The 15,941-nt window shown below is 70.9% G+C and carries 14 protein-coding genes and 1 tRNA gene; 10 read left to right on the plus strand and 5 right to left on the minus strand.

Going from position 1 to position 15,941, the window contains the following annotated elements; all coding sequences use genetic code 11:
* Positions 1-83 precede the first annotated feature (83 nt).
* Positions 84-803: a Clp protease N-terminal domain-containing protein gene (locus ACLZOT_RS26460; RefSeq protein ID WP_416971570.1), complete on the plus strand. Its 720-nt coding sequence runs from the start codon at positions 84-86 to the stop codon at positions 801-803.
* A gap of 176 nt (positions 804-979) precedes the next feature.
* A complete protein-coding gene (locus ACLZOT_RS26465) occupies positions 980-2,668 on the plus strand; it encodes a bifunctional 3'-5' exonuclease/DNA polymerase (protein WP_416971571.1) in 1,689 nt (562 codons plus the stop codon).
* 760 nt (positions 2,669-3,428) lie between these two features.
* On the opposite strand, the gene ACLZOT_RS26470 is transcribed toward ACLZOT_RS26465, so the two are convergent.
* On the minus strand, positions 3,429-4,322 hold the full coding sequence (locus tag ACLZOT_RS26470) for a glycosyltransferase family 2 protein (RefSeq protein WP_416971572.1): 894 nt from the start codon (positions 4,320-4,322) through the stop codon (positions 3,429-3,431).
* A gap of 335 nt (positions 4,323-4,657) precedes the next feature.
* On the opposite strand from ACLZOT_RS26470, the gene ACLZOT_RS26475 reads away from it, so the two are divergent.
* A complete protein-coding gene (locus ACLZOT_RS26475) occupies positions 4,658-6,442 on the plus strand; it encodes a serine/threonine protein kinase (RefSeq protein ID WP_416971573.1) in 1,785 nt (594 codons plus the stop codon).
* A gap of 47 nt (positions 6,443-6,489) precedes the next feature.
* On the opposite strand, the gene ACLZOT_RS26480 is transcribed toward ACLZOT_RS26475, so the two are convergent.
* Positions 6,490-6,569, minus strand: a tRNA-OTHER gene (locus ACLZOT_RS26480).
* Positions 6,570-6,738: 169 nt separating this feature from the next.
* Complete coding sequence (locus ACLZOT_RS26485; protein ID WP_416971574.1) at positions 6,739-6,984, minus strand: hypothetical protein; 246 nt, start codon at positions 6,982-6,984, stop codon at positions 6,739-6,741.
* Positions 6,985-7,156: 172 nt separating this feature from the next.
* On the opposite strand from ACLZOT_RS26485, the gene ACLZOT_RS26490 reads away from it, so the two are divergent.
* From ACLZOT_RS26490 to ACLZOT_RS26500, 3 genes are all read left to right on the plus strand, one after another.
* The gene (locus tag ACLZOT_RS26490; protein WP_416971575.1) at positions 7,157-7,477 is read left to right on the plus strand and encodes a hypothetical protein; all 321 of its coding nucleotides are present in this window, start codon (positions 7,157-7,159) and stop codon (positions 7,475-7,477) included.
* A 335-nt stretch (positions 7,478-7,812) separates the two neighbouring features.
* Positions 7,813-8,721 (plus strand): DUF5655 domain-containing protein, encoded by a 909-nt coding sequence (locus tag ACLZOT_RS26495; RefSeq protein ID WP_416971576.1) that lies wholly within the window; start codon positions 7,813-7,815, stop codon positions 8,719-8,721.
* Positions 8,722-9,082: 361 nt separating this feature from the next.
* Complete coding sequence (locus ACLZOT_RS26500) at positions 9,083-9,643, plus strand: hypothetical protein (RefSeq protein WP_416971577.1); 561 nt, start codon at positions 9,083-9,085, stop codon at positions 9,641-9,643.
* 29 nt (positions 9,644-9,672) lie between these two features.
* Here ACLZOT_RS26500 and ACLZOT_RS26505 read toward each other — a convergent pair whose 3' ends face one another.
* The gene (locus ACLZOT_RS26505) at positions 9,673-10,506 is read right to left on the minus strand and encodes a DUF317 domain-containing protein (RefSeq protein WP_416971578.1); all 834 of its coding nucleotides are present in this window, start codon (positions 10,504-10,506) and stop codon (positions 9,673-9,675) included.
* 67 nt (positions 10,507-10,573) lie between these two features.
* Positions 10,574-11,332 (minus strand): DNA-methyltransferase, encoded by a 759-nt coding sequence (locus tag ACLZOT_RS26510; protein ID WP_416971750.1) that lies wholly within the window; start codon positions 11,330-11,332, stop codon positions 10,574-10,576.
* 676 nt (positions 11,333-12,008) lie between these two features.
* Between ACLZOT_RS26510 and ACLZOT_RS26515 the strand changes: the two genes are divergently transcribed.
* The 4 genes from ACLZOT_RS26515 (at position 12,009) to ACLZOT_RS26530 (ending at position 15,926) form a co-directional block, all read left to right on the plus strand.
* Entirely contained in the window at positions 12,009-13,148 is a 1,140-nt protein-coding gene (locus ACLZOT_RS26515; RefSeq protein ID WP_416971579.1) for a C40 family peptidase, read from the plus strand.
* Positions 13,149-13,417: 269 nt separating this feature from the next.
* On the plus strand, positions 13,418-13,741 hold the full coding sequence (locus ACLZOT_RS26520) for a DUF6112 family protein (protein ID WP_355880384.1): 324 nt from the start codon (positions 13,418-13,420) through the stop codon (positions 13,739-13,741).
* Positions 13,741-14,454, plus strand: a complete 714-nt coding sequence (locus ACLZOT_RS26525; protein ID WP_416971580.1) for a hypothetical protein — start codon at positions 13,741-13,743, stop codon at positions 14,452-14,454. Before ACLZOT_RS26520 ends, ACLZOT_RS26525 begins: the two co-directional genes overlap by 1 nt.
* A 32-nt stretch (positions 14,455-14,486) precedes the next feature.
* Entirely contained in the window at positions 14,487-15,926 is a 1,440-nt protein-coding gene (locus ACLZOT_RS26530; protein WP_416971751.1) for an SCO6881 family protein, read from the plus strand.
* The last annotated feature ends 15 nt before the right edge of the window (positions 15,927-15,941 follow it).

Below are 15,941 nucleotides of genomic sequence, written 5' to 3' on the forward strand. Positions count from 1 at the left end.
GTTTCTGCGGGCGCGCGCGTACGGAGGCACCTCACTGTCAACCCAGGGTTGACGCTCGACGGGTGTCAACCTACGGTTGACGCATGTCGGAATCTGAGCACATCACGTCCTCCGTCCGTCTCGACGACCTCATCGACGCGATCAAAAAAGTGCACCCCGAACCCCTCGACCAGCTCCAGGACGCGGTCCTCGCCGGCGAGCACCTCGGGGACGTCGCCGACCACCTCATCGGCCACTTCGTCGACCAGGCACGGCGTTCCGGCGCGTCCTGGACCGACATCGGCCGCAGCATGGGTGTCACCCGGCAGGCCGCCCAGAAACGCTTCGTCCCCAAGGACACCGCGGCCCCGGACATCGACTTCGCCCGCTTCACCCCCCGCGCGCGGAACGTCCTCGTCGCGGCGGACGCGGAGGCGAAGGACACCGGCGCCGCGGAGACCCTCCCCGCGCACCTCGTCCTCGGGCTGCTGTCCGAGCCCGAGGCCATCGCGGCGAAGGCCCTGACGGCACAGGGCACGACCCCGGAGGCCGTACGCGCCGCCGCCCTCGCGGCCCTCCCCCCGGCCACCGGCTCCCCCTCGCTGATGCCGTACAGCGCGGCCGGCAAGAAGATCCTCGAACTCACCTTCCGCGAGGCCCTCCGCCTGGGCCACAACTACATCGGCACGGAGCACATCCTGCTGGCGCTCCTCGAACACGAGAACGGCGAGGGGATCCTCAGCGGCCTGGGCGTCACGAAGGAGGGCGCGGAGACGTTCGTGGCGGAGGCGCTGGCGGTGGTCACGGTGCGGAAGCGGGGGTGAGAAGGAGGGCGACGGCCCGGGCCGGGCAGCCGCGCGGCGGCCTCCCCGCCCGCCCGCTCCCCCCTGCGTTCCCTCCCTCCTTCCGCTCCCCCTCCCCCGCTTCCCGCTCCCCTTCCGTTTCCTCCCGCTGATCGCCATTTCGCGGCGTTGTCAGTGCCGCCTGCGACACTCGGCGTATGAGTGAGCGGTGGGTTCTGGTGCCGGGTGAGGGGGGTGGCGTGGAGGTGGCCCCCCTCGGGGGTGATGGTGCGGTGGCGGGGGACGTCGTGCGGGAGGCGAGCGTGGCGGAGGCGGTGCGCAAGCGGGGGGACGTGGGGCGGTGGGTGTGGCGGAGCAGCGCGGAGGTGTACGCCGGGGTGCTGGCCGCGGGCGCGCGCGTGGAGCGGTGCTACGACGTGGAGGTCGCCGAGAACCTGCTGCTCGGCCACGAGGGCAGGTTCGGTGCGCCGAGGTCGGCGTGGGCCGCGCTCGCGCGGTTGCGCGGGACCGCCGTACCGGCCGACCCGCCCGTGCGGGCGGTGGACCCGGGCGGCCAGCCCTCCCTGTTCGAGCCCGGGGACGCGCTCGCGCGCCTGTCGGTCGCCGAGTTGGTGGAGGTGTACCGGGACCAGCTGCGCCGCCACGACAGGGCCGAGCACCCCGCGCGGATGCGCCTGCTGACGGCGGCGGAGTCGGCGGGGACGCTGGTGGCCGGGGAGATGAACGCGGCGGGCCTGCCCTGGCGGGCGGACGTCCACCGCCAGGTCCTGGGCGAACTGCTGGGCGAGCGGTACGCGGGCGGGGGCGAGCCCCGGCGCCTCGCGGAACTCGCGGACCAGGTGTCGGCGGCGTTCGGCAGGCGCGTACGGCCCGACCTGCCGGCCGACGTCGTCAAGGCGTTCGCGCAGGCCGGGATCAAGGTGAAGTCGACCCGGCGGTGGGAGATCGAGACCATCGACCACCCGGCCGTAGGGCCGCTGATCGAGTACAAGAAGCTGTACCGCGTCTGGGTGGCGCACGGCTGGAGCTGGCTCCAGGACTGGGTCCGTGACGGCCGCTTCCGCCCCGAGTTCCTCGCGGGCGGCACGGTCACCGGCCGGTGGGTGACGAACGGCGGGGGCGCGCTCCAGATCCCGAAGGTGATCCGGCGCGCGGTCGTCGCGGACCCCGGCTGGCGGCTCGTCGTCGCGGACGCGGACCAGATGGAGCCCCGGGTCCTCGCCGCGATCTCCCGCGACCCGGGGCTGATGGAGGTGGCCGGCCGGGAGAGCGACCTGTACCAGGCGGTGTCCGACCGCGCCTTCTCCGGCGACCGCGACCAGGCCAAACTCGCCGTCCTGGGCGCGGTGTACGGCCAGACCTCCGGCGACGGCCTCAAGAACCTCGCGGCCCTGCGCCGCCGTTTCCCGCGCGCGGTGGAGTACGTCGACGAGGCGGCCCGCGCGGGCGAGGAGGGCCGGCTCGTCCGCACGTGGCTGGGCCGCACCTGCCCGCCCGCGGTGACCGGCGACGACACGGACGACGAGGCCGGCATCCCCGTCGACACCCCCGAAGACCCCCCCTCGGCCTGGGTCCCGGGCTACGCCTCGACCAACGCCCGCGCGCGAGGCCGCTTCACCCGCAACTTCGTCGTCCAGGGCAGCGCGGCGGACTGGGCCCTGCTGATGCTGGCCGCCCTCCGGCAGGCGTGCGCGGGCCTCTCGGCTGAGCTGGTCTTCTTCCAGCACGACGAGGTGATCGTGCACTGCCCGGAGGGGGAGGCGGAGACAGTGGTGACAGCGATCCGGGAGGCATCGGCAACAGCGGCACGACTGACGTTCGGGGAGACGCCGGTGCGGTTTCCGTTCACTACGGCGGTGGTGGAGTGTTATGCGGACGCGAAGTGAGGGGGTGGGGCGGGGGGACGAACGCCGGGGGTCCGGCGCGAACGGCTCGCAGATGCCGGGGGGTGGGACGGCCGGGGCGTGGAGGGCGGGGGCCTGGAGGGCCGGAGGTTTGGGCGACCGGGGTGGCGGAGGGCCGGGGGCTGGGGGCTGGGTGAGCGGAGTCCGAGCAGGCGCGGTCTGGGTGAGCGGAGTCCGAGCAGGCGCGGTCTGGGTGGGCAGAGTCCAGGTGAGCGGAGTCCTGGGGGGCGGGGTTCCGACGGCTGGGGTGCTCGCGGCGGGGACCTGCGCGGTATGGGCGCGGACGCCTCGGGCTCGCACGGCTGGTGCTCGGTCACCCGGCGCTCGCACGCCCGGTGCCCGGTCACCCGGCGCTCGCACGCCCGGTGTTCGGTTTCCCTGCGTCAGCCCACCCACCCCTCAGGCACCTGCCGCCCGAACTCTCAGCACACAGGCGCCCACCCGCAGATCACCCACCGCTCGGCCGCCCAGGCGCGCGAACGCCTGGCTCTCGGTCGCCCCGCGCAGACGCCCCGCGTCCGGCCACCCCACGTCCGGCCACCCCGCGTTCAGACGCCCGGTGTCCAGGCACCCCGCACCCAGTCACCCCCGCCCGGCCGCCCCGAACCCGGTCATCCCCCGCCCAGTCACCCCGCGTTCAGTCAGGCCGCATCCAGCCGCCCAGGGTCCAGCCACCCCACCTCCAGACGCCTCCCGCCCAGCCACCCCACCTCCAGACGCCCCCCGCCCAGCCACCCCGCATTCAGATGACCGGCGGCCGCCCCAACCGAGTCAGCCTCCACACCGTCCCCCACCGCATCGGCCTCCGCGGCCCCGCCGGCTGGCGGACGCCTTCCGCGAAGCCCGCGAACCATGCGCGCAGGCCCGCGAGGGAGCGGGTGCGCAGGAGGGTGACGGCGAGCCAGATGCCGAGGTGGACGGGGATCAGCGGGAGGGGGAGGTTGCGGCGGACCAGCCAGACGCGGTTGCGGGCGGTGACCCGGTAGTAGATCGCGTGCCGCGCCGGGGACGTCTTGGGGTGCTGGAGGAGCAGCTCGGGGGCGTACAGGATCTTCCAGCCCGCGTCGATCGCCCGCCACGCGAGGTCCGTCTCCTCGTGCGCGAAGAAGAACTCGGCGGGCCAGTCACCGGTCTGCGCGAGCATCCGCATGCTGAGGGCGTGCCCGCCGCCGAGGAACCCGGTGACGTACCCGCCGTCCAGGGGATCCGTCTTCCCGGGACGCGGGACATGCCGACGGGCCGTCTCGCCGTGCTCGTCCGCGATGCGGAACCCGACGATGCCGAGCGCGTCGTCCGCCGCAAACAGGTCGCGTACGCCGCGCAGGGTGTCGGGGTCGGGCAGCAGACCGTCGTCGTCGAGGTCCACGACGACGTCCACGTCGCCGTACTCCCGCAGCCGCGTCAGCGCCTCGTTGCGGCCACCCGGGCAGCCCAGGTTCTCGTCCAGTTCGATCAGCGTGACCTCACCCGGAAGAGCGAGGCGGTCCGTGAACTCCGGCAGCCGGCAGCCGTTCCCCACGATCACGATCCTCGCGGGCGCCAGGCTCTGCTTCGCCACGGACTCCAGCAGGGCGTCGACCTCGTCGGGCCGGTTCCCCATCGTCACCACGGCAACCGCGATCCTCGGCTCCACCACGGCTGCACTCCCCTGTCGTCCGACATCCCTGTCCTGATCCACCCGGACGAGCACCCGCTCTCACCATCGGCGCTCACCGTTCACCAAGATGTTGCCTCAAGGGTGCGCGTTGTCGGACGAGCGGCTTGCTTTACCTCCTTTTTGCGCGGGTTTGGATCGGCGAACGAATTCAGGCGGCCGGCCACTCGCCTCCCCCACAGCGGCGGGACACTTCCGTGAGTCCGGTGCGAGCGTCGTAGGATCACCTCCATCGACAGGCAGCACGCTCCTCAACAGACAGTGGGCGAAGGGGCGTTGGACGATCCACGCACCCCCGACCTGATGAGGGAACCACGGTGTCCGACGAAGGACGGCTGATCGCCGGCCGGTACCGAGTCCTCGACCGCATCGGCCGTGGCGGCATGGCCACCGTATGGCGTGCGCGCGACGAGCGGCTCGGGCGGATCGTCGCCGTCAAGCAGCTCCACCCCCAGCCGCATCTGGACGAGACCGACCTCGCGACCCTCTACGAACGCACCCGCCGCGAGGCCCGCAACGCGGCCCGCGTCAGCCACCCGAACGTGGTCGTCGTCCACGACGTCGTGGACGACGAGGGCCGCCCCGTCATAGTGATGGAGTACGTCCCCTCCGTCACCCTCGCCGAACGCATCGGCACCGACGGCCCCCTCCCGCCCCCTCAGGCCGCCCGCATCGGCCTCGGCGTCCTCACCGCGCTGCGCGCCGCACACCGAGCGGGCGTCCTGCACCGCGACGTGAAACCGGCGAACGTCCTGCTCGCCGAGGACGGCCGCGTCGTCCTCACGGACTTCGGCATAGCCCAGGCCGTGGAGACCCCCGGCCTCACCCGCACCGGCCAACTCGTCGGCTCCGTCGACTTCATGGCCCCCGAACGCCTCGTCGGCGCACCCCCCGGCCCCGAGGCCGACCTCTGGGCCCTCGGCGCGACCCTCTTCCAGACCGTCGACGGCCACTCCCCGTTCCTGCGCCGCTCGGTGACGGAGACGATGTACGCGATCGCCATGGAACCCCCACCGGAGGTACGGGACGCGGGCCCCCTCACCCCCCTGATCCGGGGCCTCCTGGCCCCGAAGCCGACAGACCGCATGACGGCGGAGGAGGCGGAGGGGGTGCTGCGGGCGGGGGGTGTGTACGACGCCGGGGCCGCGACGGGGGGTTCGGGTACGGGGGCGGGTGGCACGGCGTTGCAGGGGCGGGCGCCTTTCGACGCGGCGCCTGGGGGCGCGGTGCCTTCTGCTTCGGCGGCGTCGGGTCCGGTGCCGTCAGACCCGGCGCTGTCGGGCCAGGCGCCTCTTGACGTGACGCCTTCAAACCCGGCGTTCACGGCCTCAGCGTACTCAGGCCCGGCGTTCCCAGCCCCGACGTCTCCCGCCGCACCACCCAAACCCCTGAACGCCACGACCGACCTTCAGTCCCCGCCCCCGAAGAGGGCTACGAAACGCCGCCCCCTCCTGCTGGCCGTGACAGCCGCCACCGCTGCCCTGGCCACAGCCGCCTTCCTCCTGACGATGTCCCAGGAACCGGAGAAGGCAACAGCCGACCCCCTCCCCACCACCGCCCCCACGGCGCCCCCCACCCCCACCACACGACTTCCTTCCCCCACCGCCTCCCCGTCGAGCCCCACACCCCCCACCTCGACCCCCACCCCATCGGCCAGCCCACCCCCCAAGAACAACGAGCAACCCCCCACCCGCGACAAGGAAGTAGCGGCCCCCACCCCCACATCTCCCAACACCCCCGGCCGCCCCCTCAAAGTCGCCGCCTCAGGCCAATGCCTCAGCAGCGGCACCGGCACCGAGGGCCTCCAGCTCTTCCAGTCCCCCTGCGACGGTTCCGCCGCCCAGCGCTGGCAGTTCACCGACGGAACAGCCCGCTCCGCCGGCAAGTGCATGACCGTGGCCGGCGGTTCCTCCGAGGACCGCACCGAGATCCAGCTCTCCACCTGCACCGGTTCCACCGCCCAGCACTTCCGCCTCACCGGCACACAGCTCATCGCCGGCCAGTCCGCGAAGTGCGTCGACATCTTCGGCGGCGCGAGCGGGACGGGAGCGGTCCTGTGGGAATGCAACGGACGGGACAACCAGACGTGGACGACGTCCTGAACAGCGAAAAGCCCAGGTCACAGAACCTGTGACCTGGGCTTGATCTGAGCCGCCTTCGGGATTCGAACCCGAGACCTACGCATTACGAGGACACTTGATCATCCGCCGACCAGTCCCAACCGGCGGCCTCCCGTCCCAGTTTTGCCTGGTCAGGGCACATCCAACCGTGACAGCTAGTCCCAGTCGGTTCGGTCAGTCCCAAACGGTTATAGATACTCCCGGGCAAGTTCCGGGCAAGTTGCGCCAGAGGAATCCCATGACCTCTCCCTGTTTCCTCCTGCCCGGCCAGCGCAGGGTCAGTTACTCAGTGTGTTCGATGTGACCGGCTGGAGGCTTCCCCGATCAGTCACACTGCGTGACGGTGGGCGGCACGCGCGATCACGGCGTAGCGACACTGGAAACTCTCTCAGCTCGGTCACGTATCGCTCGAACCGCGCTATCAGCGCTTCCAGCCCGGCCTCGTCCAGCGCCTCCTCCCGCATGCCCTCCACATCGACGGACGACAGGATCGCCCCAGACATCTCCGGGTCAGCTTCACCCATGAGCGCGACCTTGAACCGCAACGGCCCGAGCCACCCCTCCCTGCCCGAAGCGACCGAACCAGTCACAGCGGAGTTCACATACGGGTTAGGGGACTTTCTCGACTCGCTCCTGCCGCGCGCCGCATTGGCCAGGAGATCAGCTTCCCAGTGCCGGATAGGACATCCTGGTGAGGTGAGCAGGTACGCCGAGGCCAAGCCCTACGCCGTCCCAGGCACCCTGTCGGAGCTGGCAGGCCCGGTCCACGGCCTCGTCCGCCTGCCCCGACGTCTCGACTGGGGCCCGGCGTACATCTACGACCTCGACGACGACGCAGACCTCGCCGTCATGTACGAACGCGTGGTCCGCGAAGCGCAGTCAGCAGCAGACCTGCGGAATCACCTCGACGGCGCTATTCTTCAGCGGCTGTGGCCACAGCTGATCATCCCTATGCCCGCTCGGGCCCGCTGGGAGCAGTGCTTCCCTCAGCTCCGTCGGCAGGCGACGGCCGCGTAGCGGACGAGCTGCACGTACGCCTGATCCGGATCTGCCTCACCGCCCTCGCCGACGACTTCGAGTTCGCCTTCGCGGGCGGCTACGCCGTCCAGGCCACCAGATCGTCAACCGGTCAGCGACGACGTCGACCTGTTCACGCCATTCGACCGCACGGACCAGCTGCCGGCCACCACGGCGCGCGTCGTGGCCGCGCTTCAAGACGCGGGCCTGGACGCGGAGGCCGTCACCACCAAACTGCACCCATGTGATGTGTGCAACATTCACTAGACGGTGGATCGCCTGTTCATGCAGAATAACCCGCTTGCGGATCATGGGCCGCTGCGTGAGGGGGATTGTTGCTGCAGGTTTTCCGGGTGACGGATGGAGCAGTTCGTAGGATCGAGGGCGGGGCGGCGGAGCTGGAGCGCCACCTGCAGGTGCTGATCGAGGCCAACATGCCAGAGATGCTCGGGATGCGGTTCCTGGCGCACGAGTACTCGACCGGGCCCATTCATCGTGGGCGGATCGACACCCTGGCTCTGGACGAGGACGGCTCACCCGTGATCGTGGAGTACAAACGGACGGGCAGCGCCAGCGTGTTGTCGCAGGGCCTCTTCTACCTCGCCTGGCTCGTGGAGCACCGCGAGGAGTTCGAGGCGCTCGTGGTGCAGCGGCTGGGCGAAAAAGCCGGCCGGGCTGTCGACTGGAGTAACCCGCGGATCGTCTGCGTGGCGACCGAGTTCACTCGCTACGACACCGTGGCGGCCGGCATGTCGCACCACCGGGTCGACCTCTTGGTGTACCGGCAGTACGCGCAGGATCTGGTGACGTTGGAGCTGGTGGCCTCGGTCGCAGGGGGCTGCGGCACCCGGGCGGGCCGGGCGGGCTCGTCGAGCCACCCCGAGGGCACCGGGCGAAAGGGTGTCCGCCAGGCGCTGGACTCGGCGTCGACCGAGCTTCGGGACCTGTTCTCCGAGCTGGAGGAGCGGCTGCTGGACCTGGGCGACGGCACGTGCATTGAGCTGCAGCACTACCTGGCGTTCCGGCGCCGCCGGAACTTCGCGTGCGTGCGCCTCACCCGCGAGGCTCTGATCGCGGTGCTGAACGTCGACCCCTCGACTGTCCGTCTGGCCTCGGGATTCACCCGAGACCTTCGCGGAGTCGGTCATCTCGGAACCGGCGACCTGGAGGTGCGGATCGCCTCGGCGGCCGAGTTGGACAGAGCCGAGCCTCTCTTTGCGGCCAGCTTCGCTGCGGCAGCCTGATCGACGAGGGCGGGCCGGACAACTCGGTTGTCCGGCCCGCCCTCGTGTAGGCAGGTGGGCTCGTGCGATGCCCGTATTAGCGTCGACGAGCGGGTGAGCGCGGATGTCGGTGGTCGGGCCATGGCGGGTCGCTGGCGCTCGGACGGCGCTCACGCGCGACGCCGTGTACGGGGCAGTGGCGGAAAGCGCGGCTCGGGCGCGCAGTTCCTCGGCGGTCTCGGCGAACCGACCCCAGGTGTAGTCGCTTCGGTCCGCGGCCCAACTGGATGCCCGGGCACAGAAGTCGTCCGCATCTACAGCGGGTGACGAGCCCGTGCGCGGTAGCCGTCGGGGCGGGGTGGTGAATCTCTAGGATGCGGTCATGAGGAACACGAAGGCGTTCAAGGATGCGGTTGCTCAGACGCTTGCCGAGTTGGCCCGTCGGGGTGTGACCATCGGGCCGGCAACCGTGGAGGACTCCGTCGAGCGCAGTATGCGCGTGGTGTCGAACCAACTAGGTATCCAGGTCCGGTCGGCGTGGCGGTATTTCGACGCGGCGACGCTCGCCGAGGGCCTCGCGGCGAGTCTGCGGAAGTTCGAGGAGGGCGGCGACAAGGAAGATGCGGGGGAGGCTCCGATGCCGCCGGTGGACAACCCCGAACTCGCGGTCATCCTCGCGAGCGTGCCAGATACGCTTGCCCAGACCGGGGGTGACCTGTTCTCCGTGATCATCAATGTAGCGGTGAACGCCTGGCAGGCCGGTCACATTCACGGAGAGGACGGCTGTCCGGGCTGCGAGGGAGCCCGCGGTCCCTCCGGCCATGACTGGGACGCCCGGATGCAGGCCGTCACCCGGCTCCAGCCGGACATCACGAAGTGGTTCGACCGCGATGTGTGGACGGACGCGCTCACTAAGAGCGGCTTCACCGTCACCCATCTGTGAAGGCCCTGCGATCCGGGTCGTGGGTGGGCTCAGTGCCTCTTCGCGGCAGCCGCAGCGTCGCGCTGAACGGCGGCCGGGACAGAGACGGCGCCAGCGCTGCCGGGGCCAGCGGCAGCTGCGGCGGGGCTGGCGGCGCGGGCGACGGCTGCCCGGGTGGAGGGCGCGGTGTTCGGGCCGGTGATGTACGGCAGGACAGCCGGGTCGAGTCCCTCTTCGTAGCGTTCGACCGGTGCCGTGGTGATCAGCAAGCGGGTGGCTGCGGCTACCAGGTGCATCGGCACATCTCGGGTGAACTTGGCTTCCCAGCGGTCGTCGCTGCCCTTCGGCCTGCCCCACATTGTGATCGGCTCGGCGTAGGGGCCGAACTCCTCGTCTTCCCAAGCTGCGGGCCGCTGTTGGATGGACAGCCCGGCTAGCCCGGCATGCTCGCCCTTCGGCGTCATACGGGTGTGGGTGGCTGTGACCTCCTTGTCCCACCCGGCCTGCTCCAGGAGGTGGACGGCCTCGGTGATGTAGATGGCGCGGCTCTGGGTGAGCTGGTCGGGGAGGTTCTCGAGGGTGTCGGCCAGGATCTCGAAGAAGGCCGCGATGATCTCCGGCGGGGTGTTTCCGTCGAATGCGGCGAACCAGGCCGGCTCCTCCATGGGTTCGCGGCTCACTCGGACCTGCCACGGGGACAGGTAGTCGCCTATGAAGGCCGCGTCCGCTCGTCCACAGGGGCTGTGGACGAACGTGTTGCCCGCGTCGAGGTCCTCGTGGATGGGCCAGTTGCGCTTCTTGTAGAGCACTTCGAGGGCCGGGGCTGCATCCTCGGGCCCGGCAAGGTGCCCCGGGGTGACGGTGACAGGGGTGTCGGGGTTCATGTGCTCTCCGCACAGGGGGAGTTGGCCGGGTCGCCGACGTCAGCGACCCGGTACGCGGCGGTTGTGGTCAGGGGGAGGGCTCCGTGTCGGCGGTGCCCTCGCGGGCCTGCCGTGCGGCCTCCGCCAGGCGCTTCTCGGCAACGCCGGCGTAGTGGTCGGTGACCTCGATGCCGACGAAGCTCCGGTTTTCCAGCAGTGCGGCCACTCCGGTGGAGCCGCTGCCCATGCAGAAGTCCAAGATCGTGCCGCCGGGCTTGGCGATCTTGACCAGCTCGCGCATCACCGAGACGGGCTTCTGGGTGATGTGCACCCGGCCCGCGCCCTTGGGCTGGCTGGCCGTGTACAGGCCCGGCAGGTAGACGGGGTTGGCGTCGGCGTCCATCGCGCCCTTGGAACCCCACAGCACGAACTCGCAGTGCTGGGTGAACCTCCCGCGCTGCGGGCGGGCGGCAGGCTTGTACCAGGCCAGTGCGCCGCGCCAGATCCAGCCGCCGGCCTGCAGGGCGTCGGCGGTGGCGCCGAGTTGGCGCCAGTCGGTGAAGACCAGCGCGGTGCCGCCGTCGCGGGTGGCACGGTGGGACTCGGCGAGCAGCTGGGAGAGCCAGTACGTGTAAGAGCGCTGGTCCTTGTTCTCGCCGGGGAAGGACTCCAGCGTGTGGGCGCTGCCTGCGGTGGTGTACTTCTCGCGGGCGGTGCGGGCGGTGCGCTCCTTGGCCGTGCGTCCGCCGCTGTTGTAGGGCGGGTCGGTGATGACGCAGTCGACGGACTGCGAGGGGATGTCGGCGAGCCGGAGCAGGGCGTCGCCGCGGTGGATCTTGTAGCTCAGGGGGGCTCCTGCGGAATGGGGGACAGGGTGTCGTCGCCCTCGGCCGCCCGGGTGCTCGGGGTGGCAGCGCGAAGCGCGGACCGTTCGGGTCAAAGGCTTTCGCGGGGCGGAAATGGCACGCTAGGCGTTCTCCGGCCGGAATCCTAAAAAGGGCCTTGCTTTCCACCGGGTCATGATCGTTTTAGGTTTCCGGCCGCCCGGTGTCTAGCGTCTTCCACGTCGCACGGCGAACCCGGACCGATGTCACCAGATCCCTTTTTAGGTTTCCGGCTGCCCGGCTCCTACTGTGTGACACCCCGGCAGGACCGGGCCCCTCCGCGCCAGGTAACGGCACTTACCACCAATGGCCGGAGAGGGTCCAGGCTTGCCGGGTACACCTGGCCCTCGGGCAGGCCGAACCCTGATTTTTAGGAAAACGGCCGAGCCGATCCTACGGTTGAAAAACCACGTCCGCCGAATTCCGTCATGCCACGGAAAGGACACCGCCATGCCTTTTCGCAGATTACGAGGGCGGCTTGCTGCCGCTCCCGCCCCGTCCCGGCCCCGCCTTCGCTGCCGGAACGGCGCCCCCGCTCCCACCTGAAATGGAGACCCCCATCAGCTCCCTGAACCCCTGCCTGCCCCGACCCCCGACCGACCTCCCGGCCGCCGTCGAAGGCGGTCAGCCGGCCGTCCGATGAGCTGGCAGAAGGTGGCGTGCGGCTGCGCCGCGTTCATTCTGGGCGTTCCCATCGCGATCGGCTTCCCGGCCGTGGCGGTGATGGCGAACGACGCCGCCACCAAGGCCAGCTGCAACACCGGCGCCCAGCAGGTGGATGCCGCAGCCGTCGCCGCTCAGGTCCAGCAGATCCTCTCCGGCAAGGCCGGGCCCACCGCACCGGTGTCCGGCCTGGACGAGCCGACGACCCAGATCCCGAACGCCAAGGTCATCGTGGCCACCGGCATCGCGATGCAGGTTCCCGCTCGCGGCCAAGTCATCGCCCTGGCCACCGCGTTGCAGGAGTCCGGCCTCCAGAACCTCGGATACGGGGACCGGGACTCGCTGGGCCTGTTCCAGCAGCGTCCCAGCCAAGGCTGGGGCACCCCGGCCCAGCTGCAGGATCCCGTCTACGCCAGCACCGCCTTCTACAAGGCGCTGCTCCAAGTGGACGGGTGGCAGCAGCTACCGCTCACCGAGGCGGCCCAGGCCGTCCAGAAGTCCGGCTACCCGGACGCCTACGCCAAGTGGGAGAGCCTGGCCGCCGCTTTGCAGCAGGCCGTCTCCAGGGCTCTGGGCGGGAGTTCCGCCATCCCGTCACCATCGCCTTCACCCGACTCACCGCCTCCGGCCTCGACCGGGTGCGGGACTGACGGTTCAGGCATCGACTGGGGGACGATCCCGCCGGGCACACTGCCCGCCGGGTACGTGATCCCGACCGACGCGCCGCCCGCAGTGCAGTCCGCGATCCGGTACGCGCTCGGGCAGTTGGGCACCCCGTACCAGTGGGGCGGCTCCTGCACCGCGCCGCACGGCCCCGACCCGATGGGCCGCTGTGACTGCTCCAGCCTGATGCAGCAGAGCTACAAGGCCGGCGGCATCGCGCTGACTCGCACCACGTACACCCAGGTCACCGAGGGCACTGCCGTCTCGGTCGACGCCCTCAAGCCGGGCGACCTGCTGTTCACCGAACCCGGGCCCGAGGGACCTGGACACGTCGGGATGTACATCGGGCAGGGCCTGATCGCGCAGGCTCCGCACACCGGCGACGTGGTCAAGATCTCGACCCTGGACTCCTGGCGGTCCGACATCGTCGCCGCCCGCCGCATCGTCCCCTGACGCTGCAGGTTCCAATTCAAGTTGTCGGTGTCCGAGCATTCTGCCGGCAACTCGTCGGTTTGGGGACGCCGCTGGCTGCCCCGCCCTTCTGACTCGGGACGGTCCACCACCTGGGCATCCTGCCTCTTCGGCAGGCTACCCCTGGTCGGCGGGCGGCACACCGAGCTTCGCCAACTCGCCCCCTCTCCGCGCACTTCGCGCGCCTCTCTCTCCTTCGCCCTGCCGCGGCCCGGCCGCGTCTACCCCGCCCCCTAGCTCGTGGAGTGTGATTGACCACCTACCTCGCCAACGCCGCCGCCAAGGTCCAGCAGCTGGCGTTCGACCCCGGCATCAAGCCCTCCGAGGGCGGCCTGCCCGGCCTCAACGTGCTCAAGAGCACCGTCGGCTCGATCAACCTCTTCGCGATCATCGCGGTCGTGGGCGCGCTGTGCGTCTCCGGCATCGTGTGGGCGTGGGGCCACCACACCGGCTCCCACGGCTCGGAGCAGAAGGGGAAGCAGGGCGCGCTGGTCGCGGCCGGCTGCGCGCTTCTGCTCGGCGCCGCGAACGGCATCGTCACGTTCTTCTCCAACGTCGGGACGAGCGTTCACTGATGTCCTCCTCACCTCAGCCGTTCAAGCCCGGCGGCCAGTCCCTCATGGTCCGCCGCGTGCTCGTCGGCGTGGGGGCGCTCGTGGTCGTCGCCCTGGTGGCCGGGCTCATCGCCCGGTTCACCGGCGGCGGCCACCGCAGCCAGGCAGCCCCCTCCGCCACCAGCACCGCCGCCCCCGGCTCCACGCCCAGCAGCGCGCCGACCGCCGCTGCGAGCAGCGACCCGACCACGCAGCCCGGGACGTCGACCACCAATCCGGTCGCCCCGCCGCCTCACACCAGCGACCCGGTCGTCTTCGCGAAGGCGTTCGCGCAGGTCCTGTGGACCTACGACACCCGCACCACGTCCCAGTCGCAGCAACTCGCCGGCCTGCGCGCCTGGCTGACCAGCGAGAGCACGTACGCCGACCCGGCCGCCCTCGCCGGCCAGGTCCCCGACCCCACCCTGTGGGACCGGATGCGCGACAACGGCCAGCGGGCCACCGGGAAGGTCAACGAGGCGCATCTGCCGACCGCGTTCAACCAGGCCGTGGCCGCCGACCCCACCAAGCTCACCGTCGCCTACATGTACGCGGTCACCGTCAACGGCTCCCAGTCCATCACCTGGACCGGTGGCGGCCGGGGCGACGAGCAGCGGGCGATCACTCTCGCCGTGCAGTGCCGTCCCGGCCACAACTGCGCGCTCGCGTCGATCGCCCCGACCGTCTACCCCTGACCTGCCCCCTATAAGAAAGGAGGGGGTGCCTCATCGGCTTCTGTGACCTCCCTCTCGCAGGCGCCTTGTGCGACGTCACCCCCGGCGGCATCACCGACTCGATCACCGGCTCGATCGGCAACTGGATCGCCCGCTCCTGCGGTGACCTCGCCCAGAGCGCCGCCAACCTCGCCTCCCAGGCCGTGGATTCCACGACGTCGGTCGACCTCGGCGCCTCATGGTTCCGCGAGAACTACGCGATCATGCTGCCGATCGGCCTGGTCGCGATCGTCGCCACCTTCTGCCTGCAGCTCCTGCGCGCGGCCTGGAGGCGCGACGGCCAAGCCCTGTCCCAGGCCGTGACCGGGACGATCTCAGGCGTGCTGTTCTCGTTCGTCGCCGTCGCCGGTACGGGCATCGCGTTGAGCGTGGTGGACGCGCTGTCGAACGGCCTGTTCAAGGTCGCCAACACCAGCACCTCGGATGCCGTCACCCGCGTCATCAAGGTCGGCATGATCGCCAGCACGTCCCAGCTCGGCTGGGCCGTTCCAGCGCTTGTCGCTCTCGGCTGCGTGGTCGGTTCCGTCATGTACTGGGGCACGATGGTGCTGCGCAAGGTCGCCATCCTGGTCCTGGTCACCCTGGCGGTCTTCGCAGGAGCAGGCGGCGGCTGGGAACCGGCGGCTCGCTGGCGGCGCGCCTGGATCGAGGCGACCGCGGCCCTGGTGTTCTCCAAGCTGATCATGACCGTCGTCTTCCTCATCGGCATCAGCGCCATCGGCAACACCAACAGCAAGGACGGCCTGGCCGCCCTGTCGGACATCCTCGCCGGCATCGTCGTCATGATCCTGGTCCTGCTCTGCCCGATGATGACCTACAAGTTCATCCACTGGGCCGCCGACGGCAGTGCCGCCGACCTGCACCGCACCGTCAACGCGGGCATGCAGACCGCTGCGGGCGCCGCCCGCAAGGCCGGCACCATGGCCATGAGTGCGGGCACCGGCGGTGCCGGAGCTGCCGCAACGGCCGCGCCGCAAGGCCCGTCGAAGATCCCCGGCCAGGACAGCGCCATCGGCAGCACCTCCTCCCCATCGAGCACCCCCTCCGACACCACGGCGCAGACCAGCTTCGCCTACCCCGGCACCAGCACCGGCGGTGGCAGCAAGGGCGCCGTCTCCAAGCCGCTGATCACCCGCCGCGCTTCCGGCACCGGACAGCCGCTGATCAATCGCCCAGCCGGTTCCGCGAGCAGCCCGGCGGGCGGCGGGTCTGCATCTCCCTCGGGCGGAGAGAGCACCGGCGGGGTGTCCCCCTCGGCGGCCGTTGCCGCAGCGGCCGGCAGCCCTGGCGCTCCGGTTCCGGTCGTCCGCGGCGTCCGCCCGGCCGCGCCGCGCGCCTCCTCGCCCGCACCGGCCGGTCCGGCGACCTCCACCGCACCGGTCACCGGCCCCTCGGCCCCGGCGGCGGGTCCGCCGTCCACGCCGCTCGTCTGATCCCGCCCCGGCCGG

It is taken from the genome of Streptomyces sp. 4F14 (assembly GCF_048159485.1).
Lineage (GTDB): Bacteria > Actinomycetota > Actinomycetes > Streptomycetales > Streptomycetaceae > Streptomyces.